At 72.2% G+C, this 25701-nt stretch carries 32 protein-coding genes, 2 tRNA genes and 1 pseudogene; 12 read left to right on the plus strand and 23 right to left on the minus strand.

Going from position 1 to position 25701, the window contains the following annotated elements; genetic code table 11:
- Positions 1 to 80: 80 nt before the first annotated feature.
- Together D1781_RS12245 and D1781_RS12250 are read right to left on the minus strand one after the other, a co-directional pair.
- The gene (locus D1781_RS12245; RefSeq protein WP_119482541.1) at positions 81 to 758 is read right to left on the minus strand and encodes an ATP-dependent Clp protease proteolytic subunit; all 678 of its coding nucleotides are present in this window, start codon (positions 756 to 758) and stop codon (positions 81 to 83) included.
- Positions 759 to 778: 20 nt separating this feature from the next.
- Complete coding sequence (locus tag D1781_RS12250; RefSeq protein WP_119482542.1) at positions 779 to 1390, minus strand: ATP-dependent Clp protease proteolytic subunit; 612 nt, start codon at positions 1388 to 1390, stop codon at positions 779 to 781.
- A 274-nt stretch (positions 1391 to 1664) separates the two neighbouring features.
- Here D1781_RS12250 and D1781_RS12255 point away from each other — a divergent pair, with 274 nt between their 5' ends.
- From D1781_RS12255 to mnhG, 6 genes are read left to right on the plus strand one after another with little or no spacing between them, the layout of a single operon-like run.
- Positions 1665 to 4520: a Na+/H+ antiporter subunit A gene (locus tag D1781_RS12255; protein ID WP_119483249.1), complete on the plus strand. Its 2856-nt coding sequence runs from the start codon at positions 1665 to 1667 to the stop codon at positions 4518 to 4520.
- Positions 4517 to 4930, plus strand: a complete 414-nt coding sequence (locus tag D1781_RS12260) for a Na(+)/H(+) antiporter subunit C (RefSeq protein ID WP_119482543.1) — start codon at positions 4517 to 4519, stop codon at positions 4928 to 4930. The genes D1781_RS12255 and D1781_RS12260 overlap by 4 nt, the downstream gene beginning before the upstream one ends.
- A complete protein-coding gene (locus tag D1781_RS12265) occupies positions 4927 to 6477 on the plus strand; it encodes a Na+/H+ antiporter subunit D (RefSeq protein WP_119482544.1) in 1551 nt (516 codons plus the stop codon). The genes D1781_RS12260 and D1781_RS12265 overlap by 4 nt, the downstream gene beginning before the upstream one ends.
- The gene (locus D1781_RS12270) at positions 6474 to 7019 is read left to right on the plus strand and encodes a Na+/H+ antiporter subunit E (RefSeq protein WP_119482545.1); all 546 of its coding nucleotides are present in this window, start codon (positions 6474 to 6476) and stop codon (positions 7017 to 7019) included. Before D1781_RS12265 ends, D1781_RS12270 begins: the two co-directional genes overlap by 4 nt.
- Complete coding sequence (locus D1781_RS12275; RefSeq protein WP_119482546.1) at positions 7016 to 7432, plus strand: monovalent cation/H+ antiporter complex subunit F; 417 nt, start codon at positions 7016 to 7018, stop codon at positions 7430 to 7432. The genes D1781_RS12270 and D1781_RS12275 overlap by 4 nt, the downstream gene beginning before the upstream one ends.
- Positions 7429 to 7782 (plus strand): monovalent cation/H(+) antiporter subunit G, encoded by a 354-nt coding sequence (gene mnhG, locus D1781_RS12280; RefSeq protein WP_119482547.1) that lies wholly within the window; start codon positions 7429 to 7431, stop codon positions 7780 to 7782. The genes D1781_RS12275 and mnhG overlap by 4 nt, the downstream gene beginning before the upstream one ends.
- 46 nt (positions 7783 to 7828) lie before the next feature.
- Here the strand turns inward: mnhG and D1781_RS12285 are convergent, their stop codons facing one another.
- From D1781_RS12285 to D1781_RS12315, 7 genes are all read right to left on the minus strand, one after another.
- A complete protein-coding gene (locus tag D1781_RS12285) occupies positions 7829 to 8278 on the minus strand; it encodes a GNAT family N-acetyltransferase (RefSeq protein ID WP_119482548.1) in 450 nt (149 codons plus the stop codon).
- Positions 8279 to 8289: 11 nt separating this feature from the next.
- Positions 8290 to 9759 carry a trigger factor gene (gene tig / locus D1781_RS12290; protein WP_119482549.1) on the minus strand — a complete coding sequence of 490 codons (1470 nt, stop codon included), beginning with the start codon at positions 9757 to 9759 and terminating at the stop codon, positions 8290 to 8292.
- 67 nt (positions 9760 to 9826) lie between these two features.
- Positions 9827 to 9900 (minus strand) — tRNA-Pro (locus D1781_RS12295).
- A 144-nt stretch (positions 9901 to 10044) separates the two neighbouring features.
- Positions 10045 to 10566 (minus strand): Dps family protein, encoded by a 522-nt coding sequence (locus tag D1781_RS12300; RefSeq protein ID WP_407641668.1) that lies wholly within the window; start codon positions 10564 to 10566, stop codon positions 10045 to 10047.
- A 77-nt stretch (positions 10567 to 10643) separates the two neighbouring features.
- Positions 10644 to 11180 (minus strand): DoxX family protein, encoded by a 537-nt coding sequence (locus D1781_RS12305; RefSeq protein WP_119482550.1) that lies wholly within the window; start codon positions 11178 to 11180, stop codon positions 10644 to 10646.
- 87 nt (positions 11181 to 11267) lie between these two features.
- A complete protein-coding gene (locus D1781_RS17785; protein WP_199706581.1) occupies positions 11268 to 11864 on the minus strand; it encodes a PepSY domain-containing protein in 597 nt (198 codons plus the stop codon).
- A 65-nt stretch (positions 11865 to 11929) separates the two neighbouring features.
- Positions 11930 to 12334 (minus strand): hypothetical protein, encoded by a 405-nt coding sequence (locus D1781_RS12315; RefSeq protein WP_119482551.1) that lies wholly within the window; start codon positions 12332 to 12334, stop codon positions 11930 to 11932.
- 213 nt (positions 12335 to 12547) lie between these two features.
- Between D1781_RS12315 and D1781_RS12320 the strand changes: the two genes are divergently transcribed.
- A complete protein-coding gene (locus tag D1781_RS12320; RefSeq protein ID WP_147392090.1) occupies positions 12548 to 13021 on the plus strand; it encodes a hypothetical protein in 474 nt (157 codons plus the stop codon).
- Between the two features lie 6 nt (positions 13022 to 13027).
- On the opposite strand, the gene D1781_RS12325 is transcribed toward D1781_RS12320, so the two are convergent.
- From D1781_RS12325 to D1781_RS12345, 5 genes are all read right to left on the minus strand, one after another.
- Positions 13028 to 13228 (minus strand): hypothetical protein, encoded by a 201-nt coding sequence (locus D1781_RS12325; protein WP_119482553.1) that lies wholly within the window; start codon positions 13226 to 13228, stop codon positions 13028 to 13030.
- 64 nt (positions 13229 to 13292) lie between these two features.
- Positions 13293 to 13472: a hypothetical protein gene (locus D1781_RS12330; protein WP_119482554.1), complete on the minus strand. Its 180-nt coding sequence runs from the start codon at positions 13470 to 13472 to the stop codon at positions 13293 to 13295.
- Positions 13473 to 13496: 24 nt separating this feature from the next.
- The gene (locus D1781_RS12335; protein ID WP_119482555.1) at positions 13497 to 14774 is read right to left on the minus strand and encodes an excalibur calcium-binding domain-containing protein; all 1278 of its coding nucleotides are present in this window, start codon (positions 14772 to 14774) and stop codon (positions 13497 to 13499) included.
- Between the two features lie 121 nt (positions 14775 to 14895).
- Entirely contained in the window at positions 14896 to 15132 is a 237-nt protein-coding gene (locus tag D1781_RS12340) for a hypothetical protein (RefSeq protein WP_119482556.1), read from the minus strand.
- A gap of 12 nt (positions 15133 to 15144) precedes the next feature.
- A complete protein-coding gene (locus tag D1781_RS12345) occupies positions 15145 to 15414 on the minus strand; it encodes a hypothetical protein (RefSeq protein ID WP_119482557.1) in 270 nt (89 codons plus the stop codon).
- A gap of 109 nt (positions 15415 to 15523) precedes the next feature.
- Between D1781_RS12345 and D1781_RS17595 the strand changes: the two genes are divergently transcribed.
- Complete coding sequence (locus tag D1781_RS17595; RefSeq protein WP_158590082.1) at positions 15524 to 15688, plus strand: hypothetical protein; 165 nt, start codon at positions 15524 to 15526, stop codon at positions 15686 to 15688.
- Between the two features lie 33 nt (positions 15689 to 15721).
- Here the strand turns inward: D1781_RS17595 and D1781_RS12350 are convergent, their stop codons facing one another.
- The 3 genes from D1781_RS12350 to D1781_RS12360 all read right to left on the minus strand — a co-directional run bounded on the left by D1781_RS12350 (position 15722) and on the right by D1781_RS12360 (position 18008).
- Positions 15722 to 16921, minus strand: coding sequence for an LCP family protein (locus D1781_RS12350; RefSeq protein WP_119482558.1), 1200 nt, complete (start codon positions 16919 to 16921; stop codon positions 15722 to 15724).
- Positions 16922 to 17137: 216 nt separating this feature from the next.
- On the minus strand, positions 17138 to 17341 hold the full coding sequence (locus tag D1781_RS12355) for a hypothetical protein (RefSeq protein WP_119482559.1): 204 nt from the start codon (positions 17339 to 17341) through the stop codon (positions 17138 to 17140).
- A 250-nt stretch (positions 17342 to 17591) separates the two neighbouring features.
- The gene (locus D1781_RS12360) at positions 17592 to 18008 is read right to left on the minus strand and encodes a hypothetical protein (protein WP_119482560.1); all 417 of its coding nucleotides are present in this window, start codon (positions 18006 to 18008) and stop codon (positions 17592 to 17594) included.
- A gap of 68 nt (positions 18009 to 18076) precedes the next feature.
- Between D1781_RS12360 and D1781_RS12365 the strand changes: the two genes are divergently transcribed.
- From D1781_RS12365 to D1781_RS12375, 4 genes and pseudogenes are all read left to right on the plus strand, one after another.
- Positions 18077 to 18610 carry a hypothetical protein gene (locus tag D1781_RS12365; protein ID WP_119482561.1) on the plus strand — a complete coding sequence of 178 codons (534 nt, stop codon included), beginning with the start codon at positions 18077 to 18079 and terminating at the stop codon, positions 18608 to 18610.
- Between the two features lie 594 nt (positions 18611 to 19204).
- Positions 19205 to 19345 (plus strand): annotated as a pseudogene (locus D1781_RS18170) (recombinase family protein); the annotation flags it as partial.
- Positions 19346 to 19549: 204 nt separating this feature from the next.
- Complete coding sequence (locus D1781_RS12370; RefSeq protein WP_158590083.1) at positions 19550 to 20191, plus strand: tyrosine-type recombinase/integrase; 642 nt, start codon at positions 19550 to 19552, stop codon at positions 20189 to 20191.
- Entirely contained in the window at positions 20140 to 20529 is a 390-nt protein-coding gene (locus tag D1781_RS12375) for a tyrosine-type recombinase/integrase (RefSeq protein WP_119482562.1), read from the plus strand. Before D1781_RS12370 ends, D1781_RS12375 begins: the two co-directional genes overlap by 52 nt.
- Here D1781_RS12375 and D1781_RS12380 read toward each other — a convergent pair.
- The 6 genes from D1781_RS12380 to D1781_RS12405 form a co-directional block, all read right to left on the minus strand.
- Complete coding sequence (locus tag D1781_RS12380) at positions 20526 to 21752, minus strand: SIR2 family protein (RefSeq protein WP_158590084.1); 1227 nt, start codon at positions 21750 to 21752, stop codon at positions 20526 to 20528. The genes D1781_RS12375 and D1781_RS12380 overlap by 4 nt on opposite strands.
- A gap of 112 nt (positions 21753 to 21864) precedes the next feature.
- Positions 21865 to 21935, minus strand: a tRNA-Gly gene (locus D1781_RS12385).
- An 85-nt stretch (positions 21936 to 22020) separates the two neighbouring features.
- Complete coding sequence (locus tag D1781_RS12390) at positions 22021 to 22641, minus strand: YdeI/OmpD-associated family protein (protein ID WP_119482564.1); 621 nt, start codon at positions 22639 to 22641, stop codon at positions 22021 to 22023.
- A gap of 147 nt (positions 22642 to 22788) precedes the next feature.
- The gene (locus tag D1781_RS17605) at positions 22789 to 23100 is read right to left on the minus strand and encodes a hypothetical protein (RefSeq protein WP_158590085.1); all 312 of its coding nucleotides are present in this window, start codon (positions 23098 to 23100) and stop codon (positions 22789 to 22791) included.
- 70 nt (positions 23101 to 23170) lie between these two features.
- Positions 23171 to 24613 carry an amidohydrolase gene (locus D1781_RS12400; protein ID WP_233551308.1) on the minus strand — a complete coding sequence of 481 codons (1443 nt, stop codon included), beginning with the start codon at positions 24611 to 24613 and terminating at the stop codon, positions 23171 to 23173.
- Complete coding sequence (locus D1781_RS12405) at positions 24610 to 25701, minus strand: Fpg/Nei family DNA glycosylase (RefSeq protein ID WP_119482565.1); 1092 nt, start codon at positions 25699 to 25701, stop codon at positions 24610 to 24612. The genes D1781_RS12400 and D1781_RS12405 overlap by 4 nt, the downstream gene beginning before the upstream one ends.

A 25701-nucleotide genomic window follows, 5' to 3' on the forward strand; every position in this document is an offset into this window, starting at 1 on the left:
GTCGACCGCGGCTGCGCCGGCGGACGCGGAAGAACCCCGGACCCTGCCGGGTCCGGGGCGCTTCCGTGGAGCGGGCTCGATCAGGCCGGTGCGAGCGCCGGCGTCGCCGGGACCTGCTTGCGGCTCGAGAGCACCTGGTCGATCAGGCCGTACTCGAGCGCGTCCTGACCGTTCAGGATCTTGTCGCGCTCGATGTCGCGGTTGACCTGCTCGATGGAGCGCTTCGAGTGCTTCGCCAGCGTCTCCTCGAGCCAGGTGCGCATGCGCAGCACCTCGGCCGCCTGGATCTCGATGTCGCTGGCCTGGCCGCCCGACCCGCCGGAGGTGGCGGGCTGGTGGATCAGGATCCGCGCGTTCGGCAGCGCGAGGCGCATGCCGGGCGTGCCGGCGGCGGCGATGACCGCGGCGGCCGAGGCGGCCTGACCCAGCACGACCGTCGAGATCGGCGGCCGGATGTACTGCATCGTGTCGTAGATCGCCGTCATGGCGGTGAAGGAGCCGCCGGGCGAGTTGATGTACATGCGGATCACCTGGTCCGGGTCCTGGCTCTCGAGCACGAGGAGCTGGGCCATGATGTCGTCCGCCGACGCGTCGTCGACCTGCACGCCGAGGAACACGACGCGGTCCTCGAACAGCTTCGCGTACGGGTCCTGCCGCTTGTAGCCGTAGGCCGTGCGCTCCTCGAAGCTCGGCAGGATGTAACGGCTCGAGGGCGAGGCGGCGGTGCCGCCCGGCTCGGCCGAGTTGATCCAAGTCATTCTCTGTGTCTCCCCGGTGTTCAGAGGTCTGCGGCGCTGACGGAGGTCTTGGCGTCGGTGCCGCCGCCACCCGTGACGTCGGCGGCGGAAGCGCGGATGTGGTCGACGAAGCCGTACTCGAGCGCCTCGTCCGCGTTGAACCAGCGGTCGCGGTCGCCGTCGGCGTTCACCTGGTCGACGGTCTTTCCCGTCGCCTCCGCGGTGATCTGCGCGAGCCGGTTCTTCATGTCGATGATGAGCTGCGCCTGCGTCTGGATGTCCGACGAGGTGCCGCCGAAGCCGCCGTGCGGCTGGTGCAGCAGCACTCGCGCGTTCGGCGTGATGTAGCGCTTGCCCTTGGTGCCGGCGGTGAGCAGCAGCTGCCCCATCGAGGCGGCCATGCCGATGCCGACCGTGACGATGTCGTTCGGGACGAACTGCATCGTGTCGTAGATCGCCATGCCGGCCGTGATCGAGCCGCCGGGCGAGTTGATGTAGAGGTAGATGTCCTTCTCGCTGTCCTCGGCGGCGAGCAGGAGCAGCTTGGCGGCGATCTCGTTCGCGTTCTCGTCGCGAACCTCGCTGCCGAGCCAGATGATCCGATCGCGCAGCAGGCGGTCGAAGACGCTGGGCGTCGGGCTGAAGTCGGCCATTCGCAGCCTTCCATTCGTATGGTCTCGAGGCCTCGTCTCCTCCAGGAGCCGGGGCGTGGTGACCACGGTAGTGACCGCCTCCCCGGCGGACGGTCCTGTTCGCCGTCGGCGTTGCCGTGCTGCCCTGGGCTGCACGGGCGCTCCTTCATGGCGGACTCATGCCCGCCTCCGGGTCGCCGCCGACGCTGGTCCGGGTAGCCTCGAAGCAGCCGGTCGGTCAGCCGACGGGAGTCCGACGCCCGCCCGCCTCGACAGACGGGAGCACGCCGTGTTCATGCTGCTCACGCTGTTCGGGCTCACCGCCGCGGTGCTGCCGCTCATCACCCCGCGGCTCGGGACGAAGGCCTTCCTCGTCGGCGCGGTGCCGCCGACCGCCGCGTTCGTCGCGACGCTCGCGCAGACCGCCCAGGCGCAGGGGCCGGGCGTCCGCGAGCGGTTCGGCTGGCTGCCGCAGCTCGGCTTCGCGCTCGATCTGCGCCTCGACGCGCTGTCGTGGACGCTCGCGCTCGTCGTCACCGGGGTCGGCGCGCTCGTCCTGCTGTACTGCGTCTCCTACTTCCGCGACGACGAGCCGGGCCTCGGCCGCTTCGCCGCGACGCTCACGGCGTTCGCCGGCGCGATGTACGGGCTCGTCATCGCCGACGACGTCTACCTGCTCTTCACCTTCTGGGAGCTGACGAGCGTCCTCTCCTACCTGCTGATCGGGCACTACTCGGACCGCCGCGCCAGCCGGGGCGCCGCGCTGCAGGCGCTGCTCGTCACGACGCTCGGCGGGCTCGCGATGCTCGTCGGCCTGGTGCTGCTGCAGGACGCGGCCGGGCGGACGACGCTGTCGGGCCTGGTCGCCGCGCCGCCGGTGCTCACCGACCCGCGGGCGATCGCGGGGATCGCGCTCGTGCTCGCGGGCGCGGTGACGAAGTCGGCGATCTGGCCGTTCCACTTCTGGCTCCCCGGCGCGATGGCCGCGCCGACGCCGGTCTCCGCCTACCTGCACGCCGCCGCGATGGTGAAGGCGGGCGTGTACCTCGTCCTCCGCCTCGCCCCCGCGTTCGCGGCCGCCCCCGGCTGGAGGGAGACGCTCGTCTCCCTCGGCGTCGTCACGATGCTCGTCGGCGGCGTGCGGGCGCTGCGGGAGCACGACCTGAAGCTCGTGCTCGCGGGCGGCACGGTCGCGCAGCTCGGGTTCCTCATGATCGTGTCGAGCCTCGGCACCGCCGGCAGCGAGGTCGCCGGCGTCGCGCTGCTCGTCGCCCACGCCCTGTTCAAGTCGACCCTCTTCCTCGTCACCGGCATCGTCGACCACGCGGTCGGCACCCGCGACCTGCGCCGCATCTCGGGCCTCGGCAGGCGGCTGCCGGTGCTCGCGGGCACCGCCGTGCTCGCCGCCGCGTCGATGGCGGGCATCCCGCCCCTGCTCGGCTTCGTCACGAAGGAGGCCGCCCTCATCGCGCTGGGGCACGGCCCGCAGCCGTGGGGCGCGATCGGCCTGGCCGGCGTCGTCGTCGGCTCCGTCCTCACCGTCGCCTACGCCCTCCGGTTCGTGTGGGGCGCGTTCGCGACGAAGCGCGGCGTCGTGCAGACCGAGGTCAGCCCGGAGCGGCCCGCGTTCCTCGCGCCGCCCGCGGCCCTCGCGCTGGCGTCGCTCGTGCTCGGTCCCCTGGCGGGCCTCGTCGTCGAGCCCGCGGCCGTCCGCGCGGCGGCGGGGCTGCCCGGGGAGGCCGAGCACCTGGCCCTCTGGCACGGGCCGACGCTCGAGCTGCTCCTGTCGACCATCACCGTCGCCGGCGGCGTCGCGCTCTTCCTGCTCCGGGTGCCGGTCGCCCGGCTCCAGCAGCGGGTGCGCCTCGGCTTCACCGGGGAGGACGCCTACCGGCGCACCCTCCGCACCCTCGACATCACCGCGACGCGGGCGACCGCGACCATCCAGACCGGCTCGCTGCCCTTCTACCTCGCGATCATCCTCACCGTCTTCGTCGGCGCCACCGCAGCGGTGCTGCTCTCCACCGGGATCCTCGCCGCGCCGCCGCTGTTCGCGACGGCCGCGCAGAGCGTCACCGCGGTGCTGATGGTCGTCGCCGCGCTCGCCGCGACCGCCGCCGGGAAGCGGTTCCAGGCGGTGGTGCTGACCGGCGTGACCGGGCTCGGCATGGCCGTGCTCTTCGGGCTGCAGGGCGCGCCGGACCTCGCCCTCACCCAGGTGCTCGTCGACCTCGTCACGCTCATCGCCTTCGTGCTCGTGCTCCGGCGGCTGCCCGCCCGGCTCGGCGTCGCGCACGACACGGGCAGCCGCCCGGCGGTGCGGATCCTGCTCGGCGTCGCGGTCGCCGCGGTCATGGTCGCGGTCGTGCTGACGACGCTCGCCGCCCGCACCGCGACGCCGATCTCCGAGGCGTTCGAGCGGCTCGCGGTCGAGATCGGGCACGGCGACAACGTCGTCAACGTGACGCTCGTCGACATCCGCGGCTGGGACACCTTCGGCGAGATCACCGTGCTGGTCGCGGCGGCCACCGGCGTCGCCAGCCTCGTCTTCGTCGGCGGCCGCAGCGACCGCCTCCCGTCGCTCGGGCGCGGGAAGCGCGCGGGCCTCCTCGGCCGCCGCCGCTCCGTCGACCCGGAGGTGACGAGCGGCACCTGGCTGCTCGCCGGTCGGACGCTGCGGCCGGAGTACCGCTCGATCCTGCTCGAGGTGGCGGTGCGGCTGACCTTCCACGCCACGATCGTCGTCTCCGTGTACCTGCTGTTCGCGGGGCACGACCTGCCGGGCGGCGGGTTCGCGGGCGGCCTCGTCGCGGGCCTCGCCCTCACCGGCCGCTACCTCGCGGCCGGCCGCTTCGAGCTCGGCCTCGCGGCGCCGCTGAACGCGGGCGTGCTGCTCGGGCTCGGGCTCGTGCTGGCCGCGGGCACGGCGGTCGTGCCGCTGCTGCTCGGCTCCCCCGCGCTCACCTCGCACTACGTCGGCGCCGACCTCGGCTGGTTCGGGAAGGTGTCGTTCAGCACCTCCTCGATCTTCGACATCGGCGTCTACCTGATCGTGGTCGGCGTCGTGCTCGACGTGCTGCGCTCGCTCGGCGGCGAGGTCGACCGCGCCTACGAGGAGGCGGACGAGTCCCGGGAGGCGGTGCCGCGATGAGCGTCTCGATCGCGCTGCTCGGCGCCATGGCCGTGCTGTACGCGTGCGGCGTCTACCTGCTGCTCGACAAGAGCGTGACGCGCATCATCATCGGCGTCCTGCTCATCGGGAACGCGACGAACCTGCTGCTGCTCTCGCTGGCGGGCCCGCCCGGCGCGCCGCCGATCGCGGGGTCGGGCACGTCCTCCGACCCGCTCCCCCAGGCGCTGATCCTCACGGCGATCGTCATCACGTTCGCGGTGTCCGCGTTCCTGATGGCGCTCGTCTACCGCTCGTGGCGCCTGGCCCAGGAGGACCGGGTCGAGCGGGACGCGGCCGACGTCGCGATCGGCCAGGGCGACGCGCCGGAGCCGGAGGAGGCGTCCGCGGACGAGGAGAGCGAGTTCGACCGGCCGGGGGCCGAGCAGTGACCGCGCTCGTCCCCCTCGTCGTCATCCTGCCGATCCTCGGCGCGGCCGGCGCGCTCGTCGCCTCCGGCCGCCCGCGCCTGCAGCGCACGATCGCGGCCGTCACGCTGACCGCGGTGCTCGGCATCGGGATCGCGCTGATCGCCGCGGTCGCGGACGGCGGCATGCTCGTGATGCCCGTCGGCGGCTGGCCGGTGCCGTTCGGCATCGTGCTCGTCGTCGACCGGCTGTCCGCCCTGCTGCTGACGGTCTCGGCGGCGGTGCTGCTCGCCGTGCTCGTCTTCTCCATCGGACAGGGCATCGCGGACGGCGACGACCGGGAGGCGCCGGTCTCGATCTTCTACCCGACCTACCTCGTGCTCGCCGCCGGCGTCTTCGACGCCTTCATCGCGGGCGACCTCTTCAACCTCTACGTCGGGTTCGAGATCCTGCTCGTGTCGAGCTACGTGCTCATCACCGTCGGCGGGACGGAGCCGCGCATCCGCGCGGGGACGACCTACATCGTGGTCAGCCTCGTCTCCTCCACGCTGTTCCTCGCGGCGGTCGGCGCCGTCTACGCGGCGACCGGCACGGTCAACATGGCGCAGATCGCCGAACGCGTGCAGGCCCTGCCGCCCGGGGTGCAGGTGCTGCTGCACGTCATGCTGCTCACCGCGTTCGGCATCAAGGCCGCCGTGTTCCCGCTCTCGTTCTGGCTGCCGGACTCCTACCCCACGGCGATCGCGCCCGTCACGGCGGTGTTCGCGGGCCTGCTGACGAAGGTCGGCGTCTACGCGATCCTGCGGACCGAGACGACGCTCTTCCCGGGCCCGGAGCTGAACCCCGTGCTCCTCGTCGTCGCGGGGCTCACGATGCTCGTCGGCGTGCTCGGCGCGATCGCGCAGGCCGACATCAAGCGCATGCTCTCGTTCACCCTCGTCAGCCACATCGGGTACCTGATCATGGGCGTCGGGCTCGGGACGGCGGCGGGGACGGCCGCCGCGATCTTCTACACGGTGCACCACATCGTGGTGCAGACGACCCTGTTCCTCACCGCGGGTCTGATCGAGCGGCGGGCGGGTACGACCACCATCACCCGGCTCGGCGGCCTGCTCGCCGCGTCGCCGCTCCTCGGCGTGCTCTACCTGGTGCCCGCGCTCAACCTCGGCGGCATCCCGCCGTTCTCCGGCTTCCTCGGCAAGCTCGGCCTGCTCGAGGCCGGAGCGGCGGCGAACGACCCGCTCACCTACGCCGTCGTCGGGATCGCGGTGCTCACCTCCCTGCTCACGCTCTACCCGCTCGTGCGGGTCTGGAACGTGTCGTTCTGGCGGCCCGCCGCGCAGGTGGCCGAGGGGTCGCGCCTGACCGACGAGCTGCACGAGGACCCGTTCCGGCCTGCGACCGTCGACACCCGGTCGCTGGCCGCCCCGATGGTGCTCGCGACCGCCGGCATGGTGCTGCTCGGCGTCGGGATCACCGTCTTCGCGGGCCCGCTGTACCAGTACGCGAGCGACGCCGGCGCGACGCTGCAGGACTGGCCGGTGTACGTGCGAGGGGTGCTGGGCCGATGAGCGAGCGGAAGCGGACCACCCGCTGGACCACCGGACCGCCCCTCGTCGTCGGGCTGGTCGTGCTGTGGCTGCTGCTGTGGCGCTCGGTCGCGCCGCTGACGATCGTGACCGGTGTCGTCACCGCCCTCCTCGTCGTGCGGGTCTTCGAGCTGCCCCCGGTGCCGCACATCGGCCGGTTCCGACCCGTCGCGTCCGTCGCGCTGCTCGGGTGGTTCCTGTGGTCGGTGGTCGTGGCGTCCGTGCAGGTCGCCGTGCAGGCGTTCGCCGCGCTGCGCCCGGCCTCGCGACCGCGGTCCGGGGTGATCGCCGCGCAGCTGCGCACCCGCGACGACCTGGTCCTCACCCTCACCGGCATCATCACCTCCCTGATCCCGGGCACCGTCATCGTCGAGGTGGACCGCACCGAGTCGGTGCTCTACCTCCACGTCCTGCGCGGCGGCACGCCGCAGCAGCTCGAGGCGGCGCGACGCGGCGTCCTCGACGCGGAGCGCCGGCTGGTCCGCGCGATCGGCTCCCCCGGCGAGCAGGAGGTCGTCGCATGACCCCGCACGACGTGCTCGTCGCCGTCGTCGGCGTGCTCTTCGCCGCGGGCGCCGCGCTGACCGTGCTCCGCGTCGTCCAGGGCCCGACGATCCTCGACCGGATGATCGCGTCGGACGTGCTGCTGACCACGATGACGCTGGTGCTCGGCGCGTTCATGGCGCTCGAGCGGCGCACCGACCTGATCCCGGTGCTCCTCGTGCTCGCCGGGTCGTCGGCGTTCGCGACGATCGCGGTCGCCCGGTCCGTCTCGAAGCACGACCGACCCGAGCCGGAGCGCACGGAGGGCGACCCGCTCGCGACGGTCGGCCACGCGGAGGCGGTGCTGGAGCGGACCAAGCAGCAGGTCGCGGACCTCGACGACGAGGGGCTCGACCGCGACGACCTCCGCCCGACGGGAGGGACCGACCGATGACCATCGTGACCGACCTGCTCCTGCTCGCCGCCGCGCTGCTGACCCTCGCCGCCGGCGTGGGCCTCGTCCGCTTCGGCGACGCGCTCGCGCGGCTGCACGCGGCGACCAAGCCGCAGGTGCTCGGCCTGCTCTGCGTGCTCGCGGCCGTCGCCGTGGGCAACGGCCGCTGGGACCTCGTGCCCGCCCTGATCCCGGTGATGGGGCTGCAGCTGGTGACGATCCCCGTGTCGGCCCACATGGTCGCGCGCGCCGCGTACCGCACGGGCAACTACCGCGACGACCTGCTCACGGCCGACGAGCTGGCGCCCGCCGTGGAGCGGGCCGGCGAGCGCGAGGCCGACGCCTCCTGATCCCTCCGTTTCTTAGGCAGGACCTGCCTACGAAACGACGTTGGGGTCAGGACGGCGCGGGCCAGCGGAGGAGCAGGTCCGGCGCGCCCTCGTCGTTGTCGCCGTCGGTGCGGCCGGCGACGACGAAGCCGTGAAGGGCGTAGAAGGCGCGGGCGGGCGCGTTGCTGACGAAGACCCACAGCCGCAGGCCCGACGGGCGCAGCCGCTTCGCGTGCCCGAGGAGGGCCGTGCCCACGCCCCGGCCCTGCGCCGGCGGCGCGACGTACAGGTCGGCGAGCAGGTCGCCCTCCAGCACGAGGAAGCCCGCGGTCTCGCCATCGAGCCGCGCGAGCCGGACCTCCGCGTGCGGCAGCACGTCCGCGAGCAGGTGCGGGAGGTAGTCCTCATCGGGGTGCACCGCGGGCGGGAACGCGTCCCCCGCGGCCGCCCGCGCGGCGAGGTGGATGCGCGCGAGGGCGGGCGCGTCGTCCGCGCCCGCCCTCGTCAGCTCGATCATCGCGTCGAGGCTCAGGCCTCCGTCGCGGGCTCCACGTCCGCCTTCTTGCGGCTGCGGCGCTTCGGGGCCGGCTTCTCGGCCTCGGCCTCGGCGTCCGCGGCGTCGTCGGCGATCTGCTCGGCCTCGACGACCGTGTCCAGCTCGGCGGACGGCACGGTCTCGACGGGCTCGTCGGTCTCCTCGTCCACGACGTCGGCGACGTCGTCGGCGACGACGAAGTCGCTGAGGTCGACCGCGGCGCCGTTCGTGTCGACGACCTCGACCTTGCCGAGCAGGACGCTGATCGCCTTGCTCCGCGCGACCTCGCCGAACATCGACTGCAGCTGGTTGTTCTGCTGCAGGACCTCGATGAACTCCTGCGGCTGCATGCCGTACTGCTGCGCGGACTGCACGACGTACTGCGCGAACTCGTCCTGCGAGACGCCGATGTTCTCCTGCTCGGCGACCTTGTCGAAGAGCAGCTGCGAGCGGAACGCCTTCTCGCTCGCCTCCTTCACCTCGGCACGGTGCACGTCGTCCTCGAGCCGGCCCTCGCTCTCGAGGTGGCGGTGCACCTCGTCCTCGATGAGGGAGGCGGGGACGGGCACGTCGACCTGCGCGAGGAGCGCGTCGGCGACCTTGTCGCGGGCCTGCGAGACCTGCTCGAGGCGCTTCTGCTGCTCGACCTGGCGGACGACGTCCGCGCGCAGCTCGTCGAGCGTGTCGAACTCGCTCGCCATCTGGGCGAAGTCGTCGTCGAGCTCGGGCAGCTCGCGCTCCTTGACGGCGAGGACCGTGACGGCGATCTCCGCCTCCTCGCCCTCGTGGTCGCCGCCGAGCAGCGTGGACTTGAAGGTGGTCGACTCGCCGGCGGTGAGCGACTCGAGGGCCTCGTCGATGCCCTCGATCAGCTCGCCGGAGCCGATCTCGTAGGAGATCGCGTTGGCGCTGTCGACCTGCTCGGCCCCGATGGTGGCGGTGAGGTCGATCTGCACGAAGTCGCCGGACTTCGCGGGCCGCTCGACCGTGCTCAGCGTGCCGAACCGGCCGCGCAGCTCGTCGATCTGCTGCGCGACGTCGGCGTCGGACACCTCGATCGGGTCGACGATGACGGTCAGCTTCTCCAGCGACGGCAGCTCGATCTCGGGCCGCACGTCGACCTCGACGGTGACCTCGAGGTCGCCCGAGAAGTCCTTGGCGTCCGGCCACGCGGTGATGTCCGCCTCCGGCCGGCCGAGCGGCTGGATGTCGTTCGCGGTGACGGCCTCGCGGAAGAACTTGTCGAGGCCCTCGTTGACCGCGTGCTCGAGCACCGCGGGGCGGCCGACGCGCTGGTCGATGATGGGCGGCGGCACCTTGCCCTTGCGGAAGCCGGGGATCTGCACGTCCTCGGCGATGTGGCTGTAGGCGTGCGCGATGCTCGGCCTGAGCTCCTCCGGGGTCACGGAGATGGCGAGCTTCACCCGCGTCGGGCTCAGCTTCTCGACGGTCGTGGTGACCATGGGGGTGTTCCTCGATCCTTGTCGTGGTCTGAAGTGGTCGCGCGTCCGGGACGCGTCCCGCTGTCGGTCGGGGCGACAGGATTCGAACCTGCGGCCTCCCGCTCCCAAAGCGGGTGCTCTACCAAGCTGAGCTACGCCCCGCGGATCGACCTCCGCGAGGAGCGCCGCGGTGGAACCGGAAACGACCGGCGGCGAGTCTAGCGAGTCCCGCCCGACCTGCGGCCGGACAGGGGAAGGGGCCGCCCCGGAGCTCGTCCGGTGCGGCCCCTCGGCCCGGGATGCGGCTCAGTCGGTCGCGAGGTGCGCGGAGAGGAACCAGCGGTCCTCGACGAGCCCGCGCTCGATCTCGATGGCGACGTCCTGGCTGCTGAGGTCGATGTCGTCGAGGCCCTCGACGGCGTCGCGCACGACCTTCACCGCGGCGTCGATGTCGGCGACGACCTGCTCGATGATCTGGCCGTAGTTCTGGAAGCCGTCCTTCATGGGCGGGAGCGGGTTCTTCGCCGCGATGGTCTCGACGCGGGCGTCGATCGGCAGCCCCAGGGCGACCGTGCGCTCGGCGGCGAGGTCCGCGTACTCGCGGGCGTGGTCCACGACCTTGTCGAGCAGCTTGTGGACGGCGATGAAGTTCTCGCCGCGCACGTGCCAGTGCGCCTGCTTGCCGTTCAGGGCGAGGGCCTGCATCGCGATCACGACGGGGGCGAGGAACTGCGCGGTGCCGTTCACGTCCTCGGCGCTGGCCTGGGTCTGGTCGAGGACGGGCTCCGCCTTGGCCTCGACGTTGGTGGGCGATTCGACGTTCGTCACGTGACTGTCCTTCCGTTCGTCTCCGGGAAGTCTCCCGAGTGCATCTGGGCACCGCCCGAATGCACGCTGTGCGCCGTTCAGGAGGCGGGGGCGGAGCTGCTCTCGTCCTCGAGCGTCGTGTCCGCCGGCTTCGCGCGCTTCGCGTACTCGGTGACGGCGAAGGAGCCCGCGACACCGGCGGCGATGGCGAAGAGCCCCGCGCCCGCGCCCCACTTCGACTTCCCGAAGAGCGCGTCGAACGAGATCTTCCCGGGGCCGTCGGCAGCGATCGCGGCGGCGGCCGCGGCGAGCACGGCGTTGAACTCCCAGCCGCCCGCGCTGTTCCAGACGCCGTTCTGCAGGTGCACCTTCCGCACGGCGGTGGTCATCACCGCGATGAGCGCCGCGGAGGCCGCCGGCGTCGCGGCGCCGAGCGCGAGGGCGGCACCGCCGAACGTCTCCGCCGAGGCCGACGCGATCGCGTTCTGCCGGGGCGGGTGGATGTCGAGCGACTGCATGAAGCCCGTCGCGCCCTCGATGCCGGGGCCGTCGAAGGCGCCGGTGAGCTTCTGCAGGCCGTGGCCCACGAACAGGCCGCCGACGGTGAGGCGGAGGATCAGAGTGCCGAGCGCCATGGAGGGGTCCTCTCTCGAAGTGCCGCAGTGGGAGCGACGCTAGGAGGCCCTCCTTGTGACGAACCTCCGAGACGACGCCCCTGCGGGCTACGACCCGGTCGCCGGCGAGGGCGTCGCGTCCGCCCGGTCGAGCAGCACCGAGCCGTTGACCGCGTCGATGCGCACGTCGTGGCGCACCCCGTCCGCGTCGAGCACGTCGCCCTGCCAGGCGACCCGGTCGCCGTCCTCGTCGAGCTCGATCGCGGTGACGCGGCCCCCGGGCACGGCGGCGAGCATGCGGCCGTGCGCCGAACTCAGCCGCACCGACGCGGCGGCGACGAGCGCGCGGTTCGCGGACTGCTCGTCCGCGTCGGTCGTGTCGTCGCTCGGACCGGCGAGCACCGTGCCGTCGGCGGCGAGGTGCAGCTCCCGCACCGAGCCGTCGGCGAGCACGATCCGGACGTCCCACTCGGTCCCGTCGGACTCGTCCTCCACCTCGACGACGGTCCCCTCCCCCGCGTCCCGCTGCGCGAGGGTGGCGATCGCCGCGACGCTCGGGCCCCGCGTCGAGGTGGGGGTCGGCGACGGCGAGGCGGTGCGTGTCGGGATGCCGAGCACGGGCTGCCCCGGCGTGCACGCGGCGAGCGCGCCGACGGTGAGCGGGATCACGGCCGCGAGCGTCAGGATGCGGATGGGTGTTCGCACGGCGTTCTCCTCGATGGGTGCTCCACATCGAACCGGTATCGGCCGAACGCCGGCTGCGAGCCCGCTCAGGACTGGGGCAGGAGCGCCGAGGCGGGTGCGAGCGGCACCACGCCCTCCGCGAGCCGGAGCAGCCCGGGCTCGAGCGCGACGAGCGCGTCGGCCTGGAGCCGGGTGACGGCGAGGTAGGTCGCGGGCACCGGGTCGTCGAGCCCGAGGTCGGCGGCGATGCGCCAGGCGGTCCGCAGGGAGACCTTGTCGCCGAGCACGCGCATCGGTGTGCCCGCGATGGTGCGGAGCAGCTCGAGCGCGTCCCGCTCCTCACGCCTCCCGGTCCGCACCTCGTCGTAGAGGATCCGGAGGGCGTCGGAGCGCATCGCCGCCGGCGCGACGAGCTGGTCGCCGTCCGGGGCGCCGCGGCCCGCCTCCGCGAGCCGGACCGCGACGAGCGCGTCGATGCCGTAGCGGGTCATGCGCGGGCCTCCTCGTCCGACGGGCAGCCGTCCGCGCCGACGCTACTCCCGGCCCGTGTTGCCACTTCTGGCAACCTGAGGAGGCCTTGAGGTCGCGAGAAGTGGCAACGCCCTGCCCTCCCTGCCTCGCCGTCTCCCCGGACTGGGGATCGTGCTGCGCCCCGAGGCCGCCGACCCTGGTGCCGCGCACCCGCGCGCGGGAGGGACGGCACGATGAGCCTCAGCACTGCTGCGGGAGGAAGCGCACCCGCTCGGCTGCTCCCCCTCGCCGTGGCGGCCGTCGGCGTCGCCGGTCTGGCCGTCGAGGCCGGCCGGGTCGGCCTGCTGCTGCTCGTCGAGGGCGCGGATCTGCTCGTTCCCGCTGCCGCGGCCGTCGCCGCCCTGAGCGCCGGCGTCGCACTGCTCCTGCACCGACGTTCGGCGATGTGGGGCGGCCTGCTCGTCCTCGGTGGAGCGGCGATCTGGGCCGGAGCGGGCCTCCTCGCTCCCCTCCTCGCGGGCGGGACGACGGGCGAGTACGTGCCCTATCGCGCCGCGGGCGACCCGGTCGCGTGGTCGCTGCTGTGGTCGACCGTCGTGGTGCCGACGCTGGCAGCCGCGGGTGCGACCTTCGCCCTGCTGGGTGCCGCCGCCGCGATGCTGCGACTGGTCGGCCGTCTCACCCGCGCCGCCCGAGGGCAGGGCTGACGCCGCTCAGTCGGCGTCGGGCCTCGCGCGGCGCTGGCCGCGGAGCCGCAGCAGGAAGATCACGGCGCCGACCACGGCCAGCACGATCCCGAAGAGCATGAACGGCTGCCCGGGGTAGAGCACGATCAGGATGATCCCCATCCCGAGCTCGACCAGACCGCCGAGGCCGAACAGGCCGTAGCGCACGGGCTTCCGCTGTTCGGTCATGCCTCGACGGTACCCGCCGGTGATCGCGCCGCCTGCCCCCGGGCGGAGCCGCGGACGGCCTGCTTCATCCGAGCAGCAGCGTCAGGCCGATGAGCACGAACACCGCGCCCATCGCCAGGACGCCGAGCAGCAGGCCCGTGGCGAGCCGGCTGCGGCTCCCTCGTCGTGCTCTCGGCAGCATCGGCACGCTCGCGACGATCATGGCCGCGCCCAGCAGGAGGACGACGGAGGCGCCGTCATCCACGGGAGTCGTCGTGGACGCGCCGACTCACTCGCAGACGATGCCGTCGTGATCGCGGTCCTGGTACCAGGCGTACTCCGGGTCCACGCCGCGGACGTACGGCGCGTGGTTCGGGTGCCGCTTCAGCTCGGTGCACGTGCCGTACTGGGGATCGGTGCCGTGCGGCTTCGTCACCACGTGGTGCGCGGCGGGCTTCGCCTTCGGCTTCGGCTTGCCCACCAGCGCCGTCAGGTTCGGCTTGCCCGGCTTCGCCACGAACGGGTTCGCGCAGTAGGTCGCGAGGTCCGTGGTGAGGGCGGTCCGCTCCTTCGCGTCGACGGACAGCCCCCATCGGGACTTCACCGCGATCCAGTCCTTCACGTACGCGCAGCGGTAGGACGCCGCCGAGGGCAGGTAGGCGGTGGGCTCCTTCGAGCCCTTCGCCCGGTGCGCCTGCGGCGAGATCGCGACGAGCGCGGGACCGTAGCCGAGGTCGTTCGCGAACGCGGTGCGCTTCTTCGTCGACCAGCCGGCGGCGCCGCTCGTCCAGGCCTCCTGCAGCGGGACGAGGTGGTCGACGACGACCTTCTTCGGGCTGCGGACGACCCGCCCGTCGTACGGCGAGCGCCAGCGGCCGGACCGCACCGTGTCGCGGTGCACGGTCGCGCGCTTCGTCGACTCGGTCTTCAGCACCTCGGTCCGGGTCGTCTCGCCGTCGCGGTTCGCGTCCACCCGCTGCGGGAACCGCTTGGCGGAGTAGGAGGCGCCGCGCGTCTCCGCGCCGACACGGAGTTTTCCGAGCAGCGCGCTCGCCGCGACCTGCCCTTTCTTCGCCTTCACGACGTGCTGCCGGACGGTGGCGGTGAACCAGGTGGTCGGGTAGACGTCGTAATAGGAGCCGCGCTCGATGTCCGACTCCGTCGTGACCTCGACGTGCGCCGGGCCGGCGGCGGCCGCTCGGTGGACGCTGACGACGCGGTCGCGGAAGCCGCCGATCTCCGGAGCGTCGACGAGCACGCCGTCGATGCGGAGCTCGCTGGTCCAGTCGCTCGTCCCCTGCAGGAACGGTCCCGCGGAGGAGTAGACGACGGTGAGCGTGCCGTTCACCCAGCGCACGGTCGTCTTCGGGATGACCGGGCCGGGCACCAGCGCCGGCGGCGCCGGCAGGACGGGGCGCGTCGGCGCGGGCGTCGCCGAGTCGGTCGGCGCGGGCGTCGCGGAGTCGGTCGGCGCGGGGACGTCGGCGAGGGCTGCGGTCGGGGCGAGCACGACGGCTCCCGACAGCAGGACGGCGGCGGCGGACAGGACGGCGAGGGGTCGCTTCATCACGGCTCCTTAGGAGAGGTCGAGCGGGCACACCGTAACGACGCACCGCCCGATCCGGGAGGGCGCCACGGCGCATCTGACCCAGTCCCCCTGGGTTCTCCGGGCATGCCCGAGGGGTCCGCTAGCCGACGCCCGTGGACCGCTTCAGCCGTTCGACTAGCTCGGCGCGCTCCCGCAGGAGCGCCGCGCGGTCGGCGTCGGCCCGGTCCTCGCCGAGCCTCGCCATCGGTCCCCCGCCGCGGAGGCCGCGCTGCACCATCTCGCGCGTCTGCCGCTCCAGCTCGTCGAGGTCGCGGTCGATCGTGCGGATGCGGCTGATGAGCACGGCCTCGTCGCCGGTGATCCGGATCTCGTCCATGCGGCCTCCGCGTCAGTCCGTCGTCCGTGCCGCGAGGGCGGCGCGTTCCACGGCACGGGTTCGAAGGCGGTCGCGCCGGAGTCGGAGCGCCGCCGCTACCGCGGTGAACGCGGCGAGGGCGAGCAGCCCGTCCGCGATCGTCGCCCACGGATCTCCGAGGTCCGGGTCGAACACCACCAGCGCGACGAGGGGCGGCACGGCGACGCACGTCGCGATCAGGGCCTGCACCACGCGGCGGTGGTGGACGGCTTCGAGGATCGCCTCGACCTCGTCATCGTCCATGCGCGCAGTATCTGGGATCGGAACCCGCGGGCCGGGACGCGTCGCGATCTGCAGCGGGTACTCAGTGCACTCGCCGTCATCGATCAGTGCGCAGGCGGACCATTTCCGCATGACACCCGAGGAGACGCAGCGGCTGCTCGCGGATGTCGAGGCGGACCGCGTCGAGCCGGAGCACTACTCGCGCCGCTCGCGCGGCCGGTTCGTCGTGCCGATCGCGGTCGCCGCGGCCGTGGTCGTCGTGGCGCTCGTCGCGGCGGTCGCCCTGACCCGCTGAGCGGAGCCTGTCGCGCGGTCTCGCCGGGCGTGCTCAGCGGGAGCGGTTGACCACCGAGCACGTCTGCTGCGCGGCGGTCCGCCCGCGCAGCCCCGAGATGGTGCGCTTGTCCGGCGCAGCCTTCGTCACGGAGGGACTGCTCCTCGGGCTCGGTCGCGCGCCCACCTGCACGGCGCCGACGCCCAGGGCGTCGGCGTCGAGGACCACGGGTCGGTCCCGCTGGACCCGCTTCACGAGCCGGTCCGCGAGCACCGGGTCGGGGACGACCTTGTCGGGGTTCGCCGGGTCGGGCACGGTCGGGTACTGGACGAACACCATCCGGTCGAGGTCGACGGACTTCAGCGCCACGGCCATCCGCACGAGCGTGCCCACGTCCGCGAGGGAGGTGGAGAGCGTCACCGTGTCGGCCGTCGTGGTGGCGAGCGAGTACAGCTTCGCCGGGTCTGCGAGCGTCCCCGCCGACGTCATCTTGCGCAGCAGCGCCGACATGTAGGCCTGCTGCGACTGGATCCGCGCGAGGTCGCTGCCGTCGCCGATGCGGTGCCGGGCGCGGAGGTAGGCGAGCGCGGTCCGGCCGCGGATCGTGGAGACGCCCTTCGGCAGCCGCAGGCCCGACTTCGGATCGTTCACGGCCGTCGTCACGCAGACCGGGACGCCGCCGACCGCGTCCGCCATCTTCACGGTGCCCTCGAACGTGAACAGCCCGGCGTACGGGATGTCGACGCCGGTGAGGGACTCGACGGTCGTGACCACGCAGCCGAGACCGCCCCGCGAGTACGCGACGTTGAGCTGCTGGGCGGACATCGCGGAGTAGGTCTGCCCCGTCTTCGCGTCGACGCACTTTGGGTGCGCGATGACGAGGTCGCGGGGCAGGCTCACGACCGTGCCGCTCGTGTGGTCGGCGGAGACGTGGACGAGGATGTTCACGTCGTTCAGGGCGGCCTCGCGGGCCTTGCCGAAGCCGTGCTGACCGGCCGCGTTGTCGGCCCCGACGAGCAGCACGTTGAAGGCGCCGTCGATGGCGGTGGGCGGCGGCACCGTCTCCTCCGGGCTGAGCGGCACGGCGCCGTCGCCGGCCCGCTTCGCGACCCGCCAGAGCGCGAAGCCGGTGAGCGAGACACTGCTGATCGCGAGCACCGCGACCCCGACGAGCAGCGCCCGAGCGACGGCCGGCCAGATCGACCGCGTGGCGCGGGCGCCGTGCCGCACCACGGCGGTCGGCTTGAAGACCATTCGCGTCACCTCCGCACCCCGGGTCGACGGCGGACCGGGAGCGTGGCCCGGATGCTCCCAGCAGACCGATCCCGCGAGGCGGCGACAAGCCGGTGCTGCGCGATCGGAGCCCGGTCCGTGCTCCTCGACGGCGTGCTCTCCCTCATGCACCGGGATGTCCGCTCGGACGGCCTCCGTCACATCCCCGATCGCCGTGAGCAGCGCCTCCGCAGCGGGTCAGTGGTCGAGCAGCAGGATCAGGACGATGCCCATCGCGAAGCCCGCGACGGCGCCCGGCAGCAGCGAGAGCACGCGTCGAGCGTCCGGCGAGCGCTGCTGCCACCTCGGCGAGCCGCGCTTGGCCCGGACGACGAGCGGCCGGGCGGCGTACCCGACGCCGTAGGTGAGCTCGATGCTCACGAGGAACCAGGGGAAGCCCACGAGGTGATCCTGCACCCCTGCGGATCGACGTCCCAGCGGAGGGGATGACGGGAATCGAACCCGCACCACCAGTTTGGAAGACCTTCGACCGCACACCCGAGTTCACCGTGCGCCGCCGTGCGGTGCCGTGAGAAGTGCTGGTGAACCGTGCAATTGCATTTCCGCAAGCACGGTGTCGCACGGCACCGCACGGTGAAGAACGGCACGTCGCCATGGCGCGCTGGAGTGCTTCCGGAGTGGAGAAACCGGCTCAATCGATCGACAGGAGGCCGCCCACCGTCGACGCGAAGGTCGACAGCACAAGGAGTGCAACCGGCCCGCGGAGGGCGCCGACCTGGTCCTTCAGGACAGCCAGCGCAGCGCGCTCCTGCATCAGCTCGGGGTACTGCTGCGACGACCTCGGGCGCCCGAGCGCCTTCTCCTCTTCAGCGACGAAGTGGGCGCTTAGCGCTTCGCCGTTCGCGTTGTTGTCGTCGGGCACCCACTTGAAGACACCACGGTCGTGCTCCTCGATCGCGGCCGACCATGCCTGCTCAGCGGCGATGTACCCGTCGATCCGCGCCAGTACCCGAGCGCGCCCTCGCACTGCCGCGATGGCACCCCACACCAACGACCCGAGCTCACCGAGTCCGCCGAGGATCGTGAGGACGTAGGCCAGTGCGTGCACGAGGTGAAGGTAGAGGGCCGGGGCGACAGCGTTCCGCCGTGTCAGTACTGCCCGCAACGATCGGTGTCGTGGACATCGCCAACGTCATCGCGCTCGGCGCCTTCCTCTTGTCAGCCGTAGGTGCGTCGGTCGCTCTGTGGCAGGCCGGGATCGCGAGCCGTGCGCGCGCTGACGCGCAAGCTGCGAACGCTGCTGCCGCCGACCACGAGGCCGCGGCACTTCGCGCTGCTCAAGAGGCGGCTTCCGCAGCGAACCGGTCGGCCGAGGAGGCGAAGCGGTCGGCGGACGCGTTGGAGGAGGCGAACGAGCTCGCTCGTGCCGCGATGCCGAAGGACCGCTGGAAGCTGACCCACGTCGGCGGCGTCCGCTACTCGGTGCAGAACGTCAGCGGCGGCCTACTGATGGGCGTGGTGGTTGTCGGCCTCCGGTCGGAGGATGACGCCCGGGTCACGATGGACGGCGAGCGCTCTCGCGATGTCGTAGACGGTGAGTCCGTGACGTTCACCGTCTTCACGGCGTCGTCAATGGGGCCGGCGACGGTGGTCGTAGGGTCCGTGGACGTCAACGGTGTGCGAGACCGCTTCACGCGCACCATCAGCTGAGCCGGATCGAGGTCCTACGCTCCCCGGACGACCGACGAGCCGATCGGCCTCATCGCCTGTCCTCGCTGCCTCACGCCAAAGCAGGACGTGGGTGAGGATCTCGAGGGGCGCGAAGCGCGGTTAGAGTGCCCGGCCTGCGGCTACGTCGCCCTCTCCGCGTAAGCAGTGTCGAACCTGAGTTCTACGGTGTGCCCATGGACACCGAGACGAGGCAGGAGTGCGCGCGGTGCGGCGCCGCTCAACTCGTCGTAGTGATGATCCCCGGGCATGCTGACGTGGAGGCCGTCGTCTGCCTCGCGTGTGGTGCGACTCAGCCGGATTAGAAGGAAGGCACAGCCCCGGGGTTAGACGAGAGGACTCCGAGCTCGCGGATGACATAGTCACGAGCCTTCCGCCGGTCACGTTGCCACTGCGTCACGACTGCGCCCTTATCGGCTGCACGATGCGCTCGCTCCCCGGGACCCGACGCGTCGGCGAGAGCAGTGATCTTGTAGTTGAGCCAGTCCCACAGCACCATCTCGCGCCGACCGAGAACAGCAACGAGGGCGTTCGTGGCGAAGGTCACGGAGATGTCGGTTCGCCGACGCGAACCGCCGCGGCTGGTCCCTCGTCGTACTCGACAACGCCCTCGTCCTCACTACGCCCGGTGGACGTGCGATGGCGAACGTGCTCAACACCTTCGCCGAGTTCGAGCGGGACCTGATCTCCACCCGCACCAAGGAGACGCTCGCTGCGCGGAGAGCTGAACGGGCGTCGCACGGCGATCCCTGCCGGGCTGCTCCGTCGCACCGTCGTCAGCCGCGACGGTGGTGCCTCCTTCGGCGCGATCGCCGCCGAGCTCACCGACGAGCGGGTGCTGTCGCCGACCGGCCTGCCGACCTGGCACGAGTCGACCGTCCGCCGCGCCTACGCGACCGCGACCCGGACGGCGGTGCCGGCATGACGCTCGCGACGGACCTGATGACGCGCACCGTCGCAGAGGTCGTCGCGGCGTCGCTAGCGGCCAGTAAGCCGCGTATGAAGGCGAGCACATACTCCGGGTACGAGCAGCTGTACGCGACGCGGATCCTGCCCGTGTTCGGCCACCAGCGCATCACGGCCTTGACGAGTGAGGCAGTGGAGGCGTGGCTGGCGGACCTGGTCGCGTCCGGCCGGGAGGCGAGCACGGTGCGGAACCACTACGTCGCCCTGCACAAGGTGTTCCGGTACGCCCTCCGCCACCGGATCGTCGCCCACGACCCGTGCGCCGCGGTCGAGGTCCCCCGCGCGGGTAACCGGGACGACTTCGCGCCGGTCTTCCTCACCCCGGCCCAGCTCGAGACGATCGCGGCGGACCTCGACGCACACGACCCCTACGGCGCCGTCGTCCGATTCGGCGCCTGGACGGGCCTCCGGGCGGCCGAGATCGCCGGGCTGCGGGTACGCGACGTGAACCTCGCTGCCGGCCACGTCGAGGTGCGGCAGACGATCCGCAAGGTGAACGGCGCCTGGCACACGGATACCCCAAAGTCCGCCCGATCACGCGGAACGTGCCGATCCTGTCTCGGGCGCTCACGGCGGAGCTGCGGCGGTACCTACTGACGCACCCGACCTCGGGCGACCCGGACGCGCTGTTCTGGCCCGGCCGGGCGAACGGCAGCAGGCGGCTGGACTGGTCGCGGCCGATGGACGTCGGCGGGCTCCGCCGGTACTACCTGGTCCCCGCGGCGGAGCGGGCGGGGCTTCCCCACATGCGCCTCCACGACCTCCGCCACACCTTCGCATCGCTGACGCTGGGCGCAGGGTTCACGGCGTTCGAGGTCAGCCGGTGGATGGGCCACGCCTCGACGTCCACGACGACGGACGTCTACGGCCACCTCATCCCGACGGATCGCTCCGCTCAGATCGACCGGTTCGAGCGGTTCGTCGGAGGCATTTAGGGGCGCTGTCGCACGTGCAGCGGAATGCTTTCCAAGCCTTCTTCGGCGAATTTGGCTAGTGCAGGCCGCGCGTACTCACTTGAAACATGCAGATGCAACTTCGGCTGCGCGGTCTGCGCCTGGTAATTAAAGTGCTCTGCCGCCTGCAAAAGGGCCGACTGGTAACTTCCCCGGTGTTCCCAGCCAGTCATATCCGCGAAACCAGGGTCTACGACATAGAGGCTCCTGGGCGCCGAGCTGTTGAGCCAGCGCGATAGAGCCACATTCACATGGTCGTCGCGGAACGAGTAACCGATAACTAAGACCCGCTCCGCCGTGCGGAGAAGATCGTCGAACGCCCTAAGCATGGCAAGAAATGGCCCACGCGCACGAACTTTGCCCCGCGCACCGAAAACTACTCCCGGCCCACCCGATCCGGAGAATTCGAAGTTTTCAATGGGGCCCTGCCGAATGGTCACGAAGGGCTCCGACACGCCTCCTGGGCCATCGCGCTCAAGGAGCAACCAGTCGATCGATCCGTGCAACTTCAGCAGCCGCACAAAAGCACCTGCATCCCAATCCCAGTCCTGGGCGCCTGCCCAGGTTGTGATTCCCGTATCGCAGACCTTGCCCGCGGCCTCCGCCGCCAGCTCGATAGAACGGTCGTAGTTGAGCGTGACAATGTCGACCGGCGCTCCGCCGTTTATGTCTAAGAGCGGCTGCAGATAGTCAACTTCGGAGGGCTGAACTTCCACGAGATCCACGAGAGCGACGAGCATCTGCTTCTCGAGCTCCTTGAACGTTCGCTCGCTATCCTTAGTTCCGGTCACAGCGTGAACAAGCTGTTCAATTAGTTTCCCGGCGTCATTGAATCCGCGCGTCTGCTGCAGGGCCTTCTTCAGATTCTTGTCGAAGAACGGAGGAATACGCGCTGGTGCTCCGATGGCTTGCAATGCGGAGGACCACTCAACGAACGGCGCCACTTCGAGCGCTTCTTTCTCGCTCAACATCTGGACAGCACTGAAAAGCTGCTCGATGTCGATCCCGTCGTAGGGGTTCGCGCCCGAGGCCGACCTGTGAGCAATCATCGCTCCGACGGCATAGTTGAACGCATGCACGACGCCGCGGTGCACATTCATCGGGCTCGCCCCAAGAATAGCGCCGATCTTCTCGCTCATCGAGTTCGAAGCGGGAACACCCGCATCAACGCTCGCTCCGGCGCCAAGCAGAACCAACGTCTTCACGCGCATCACGCTAGCGACGACCGCCGACAGCGCGAGTGCTTTTAGAGTGGGTCGTGTTCGACCACGGGAGAAGCATTCTTAAGAACTCTGCTCTCACCAAGGCTCTCAGCGGAGGGGATGACGGGAATCGAACCCGCACCACCAGTTTGGAAGACTGGAGCTCTGCCATTGAGCTACATCCCCGCTGCGCCGGCGCACGGCCGACGACGGCGCCCATCGTAGCCGGGCGGCTCGCCGGAGCGGATGCTCCGCGCCGCTCCCGCCGCAGCTACACCCGGTCGGCCGGACGCCACTGGTTCGCCCGGCGTCCTCCCGCCGCCTCCGACACGATCGCGGCGATCCGGCGCTCGCGGGTCGGCGCCGTCTTCGCCGTCGACAGCCACTCGAGCAGCGCGTGGCGGGCGGACCTCGGGAAGCCGTCCCACGCCGCCCTCGCGGCCGGGACCGCGTCGAGCCCGGCGGTGAGGTCGGCCGGCTCGATGCCCTGCTCCACCTCGTCCAGCGCGGTCCAGCGGCCGCTCGCCACCGCGGCGTCGATGACCGCCTGCCCGGCGGGTCGCATCAGGCCCGCGGCGAGCAGCCGCTCCACCCGCTCCTTGTTCGGGCGCGACCAGGCGCTGGTCGGCTTCCGCGGCGCGACGTACTGCAGGGAGCGCTGCTCGTCGAACGACCTGCCTTGACCGTCGATCCAGCCGAAGCAGAGCAGCTCCTCGACGATCTCCGCGTAGTCGATTGTGCGGTCGGGTCCCTTCGGCACGACCAGCCAGACGCCGCTGCTCGTCGCCGCGTGCTGCTCGAGCCACCGGCGCAGCTCGGCGCGGTCGCGCACGGGCACCTGGGGCGCGTTCCTCCCGGTCGCCGCGGACCTCGGCCGCTCCGCCGTCGCCATGCGGCGATTCTGCTGTGAGGCGCCGACACGCGGAAGGCGCTCCGCCACGCGGTAGCCCGACCGCTGCGCGTGGGTGGACCTACCGCGCGGAGGTCGCGCCACCGCGCGTCGAGGTGCGAGCACCGCGCGAGACGCGCGAGCCCGCCCTCAGTCGAGGTCGAGGCTCAGCAGCCAGGTCTCGTCCGCGGCGCGGGCGGCGAGCACGAGGGCGAGCCGGATCTCCTCCGCCCTGGCGAGCAGCGCGGCGGCCTCGTCGGTGACCGCGTCGAGCGCCTCCGAGTCCGTCTCGGCGCCCATCCGCGTCACGGCCACCGCGAGCGCGGCCGTGACCGCCGCCTGCTCCTCGAAGAGCGCCTCGCCCGTCCCGGCGGCCGACGCGGCGCCCGGAGCCGGGAACCACGCGCGCAAGGCGTCGGCGGCGGAGCGCATCTCGGTCTCCGCGGTGCTGAGCATCGTCATGCCGGGATGGTGGCCACGACCCGCGTCCGCCGCGTGGCCCAGCTGTGAACTCGCGGTGAACGCGGGCGCGTCAGAGCGCCTGGTGCGCGATCCGGCCCCCGACGAGCGTCATCGCGACCGCGTCCGGATCGAGCTCCTCCACCGGCAGGTCGAGCGCGATGAGGTCCGCGGCGTCCCCGACCCGCGGCTGCGCGCGACCGCGGGCGGAGGCGTCGAGCGCCTCGGCGAGGTCGATCCGCTGCTCGGGGTGCCAGACCGGCTCCCCCGGCAGCGCTCGGTCGACGGCGGCGCGGATCGCGCGCCACGGATCGAGCGGCGCGACCGGGGCGTCGGAACCGAACGCGAGCGTCGCGCCCGCGTCGAGCAGCGCGCGGAACGGGTAGGCACGCCCGGTGCGGCCGGGCCAGTGCTCCGCGGCGACCTCGCGGTCGTCGAGCAGGTGCGCCGGCTGCACGCTCGCGGTCACGCCCAGCGCGGCGAAGCGCGGCAGGTCCGCCTCGGCGACGAGCTGCGCGTGCTCCATGCGGCCGCCGAGCCGCGCCGCCGCGAAGGCGTCGAGCGCGACGCTCACGGCGGCGTCGCCGATCGCGTGCACCGCGGGGACGAACCCGGTCTCCTTCGCGCGCCGGAGGAGGTCCAGCAGCTCCGCCTCCGGCACCGTGAGCAGCCCGCGGCCGCCGTCCGGGTACGGGTGCGCGCAGAAGGCGGTGCGGGTGTTGAGCGCGCCGTCGATGAGCGTCTTCAGCGGCCCGACCGTGAGCAGTCCGTCCGCGCCGAGCACGGTGCCCGTGCGGAACCCGAGCCCCGCGGCGAGCTCCAGGTCCGGCGGGTACACGCCGGCCTCGATGCGCGGCCCGGTCCAGCCGTCCGCGACGCGGGCGAGCCACGGGTCCAGGTTCCAGGTCATCTCGAGGTCCACGACCCCGACGACGCCGCGGCGCACCGCCGCGTCGAGCAGCTGCGCGACCGCCTCCGCCGAGCGGCCCGACGCGAGCGCGTTGACCTCGCGACCGACCGCGAACGCGGGCTCCTCGCGCAGGATCCCGTCCGGCCCGGGCTCGACGCCGAACCGGCGGGCGGCGAGCGTGTTCAGCCAGACCGCGTGCACGTCGTGGCTGATCAGCACGAGCGCGCGGTCCCCGCCGACCCGATCGATCGCCTCCCGGGTCGGCCCATCCGGCCACAGCCCGTCCTGGAACCCGATGCCGACGATCGGCACCTCCGGGTCCGGCCACGCGGCGAGCAGCACCGGCAGCGCGGCCTCGACCCGGCCGAGCGCGTCGGCCGCCGTCGGGGCGCCGCCGAGCGCGATCCACTGCGCGGCGAGCGCGGCCTGGGTCACGTGGACGTGCTCGTCCCACAGCCCGCGGAGCAGGACGCGGCCGTCGAGGTCGAGGGTTGGTGCGGCGCCCGCGTCGAGGTCGGGCGCCAACGCGGCGATGCGGCCGTCGCGGACGTGCACGTCGAGGACCGCGCCGTCGACCCGGGCGCGGCGGAGGAGCAGCTCCGTCACGCGTCGGGCTTCGTCTGCCAGCCGGGCGCCCAGTACAGGTTGCGGCCGCCCATGTCCTCCATCACGACCGTGCCGCGCCCGCGCGGGCTCTTCTGACCCGTCCGCTTGTAGACGTAGTGGCGCTCGTCGCGGCTCGCCATCGCACGGCGGTAGTCCTCCTCCGTCTTCAGGTCGTCGCGGGTCATCATCTGCCCCGTCTCGACGCCGACGGCGAGCAGGTGCGCCCAGTCCTTCCAGAGCTTCCGCAGCGCCGCCTCCGGGATCGACTTCCCCGGCGCGTGCGGGTTCAGGCGGGCGCGGAACAGCAGCTCGGCGCGGTAGACGTTGCCGATCCCGGCCACGACGGACTGGTCCATCAGCTGCAGCCCGATCGGCGTCGCGGACTTCCGCACGCGGGCGACGAAGCGGTCCTCCGCGCCCTTGCCGGAGTCGTGCATCGGGTCCGGGCCGAGCTTCGCGAGCAGCTTCTCGACCTGCTGCGGGTCGAACACCTCGCAGGCGGTCGGGCCGCGGAGGTCGGCGACGGCGGTCTCGGTGAGCAGCCGGAGGCGCACCTGACCGATCGGCGGGGGCGGGAACTCGCCCTCCTCCGGCTCGACCTCGCGCTCCGACTCCGACATGCGGAGGCGGGTCAGGCGCGGTGCGCCGATGGAGGCGAGGGACGACTCCGGCAGGGCGTCGACCTTGAGGTTGCGCTCGGCCGGGCCCTCCTCGGCGACGGCGAGCAGCGCGGCGGGCGCCTCCTCCAGCGCGCCCTCGCGGAGCCCGGTCGTGTCCTCGACCATCGTCCCGCGCTGGTTCGTCTGCCCCATCCGGCCGTTCGCGGAGGTGAAGGTCGGGTCGGCGGTCACCTGGCCCGCGAAGTCCCACGCGCCGTAGAGGCCGAGGTGCACGTGGAGCGTGCGCTCCCCCTCGAACTCCAGCAGCAGGTGCTTGCCGACGGCGCTCGACGCGAGGATCTCACGGCCGTCCAGCTCCTCGGCTCCGGCCGCGAAGCGCCCCTGCGGGCTGGACGCGGCGACGCGCTGCCCGACGAAGTTGCGGCGGAACTGCAGCGCGATCCGGTGGATCGAGTGGCCCTCGGGCAC

The organism is Amnibacterium setariae (genome assembly GCF_003581425.1).
GTDB lineage: Bacteria > Actinomycetota > Actinomycetes > Actinomycetales > Microbacteriaceae > Amnibacterium > Amnibacterium setariae.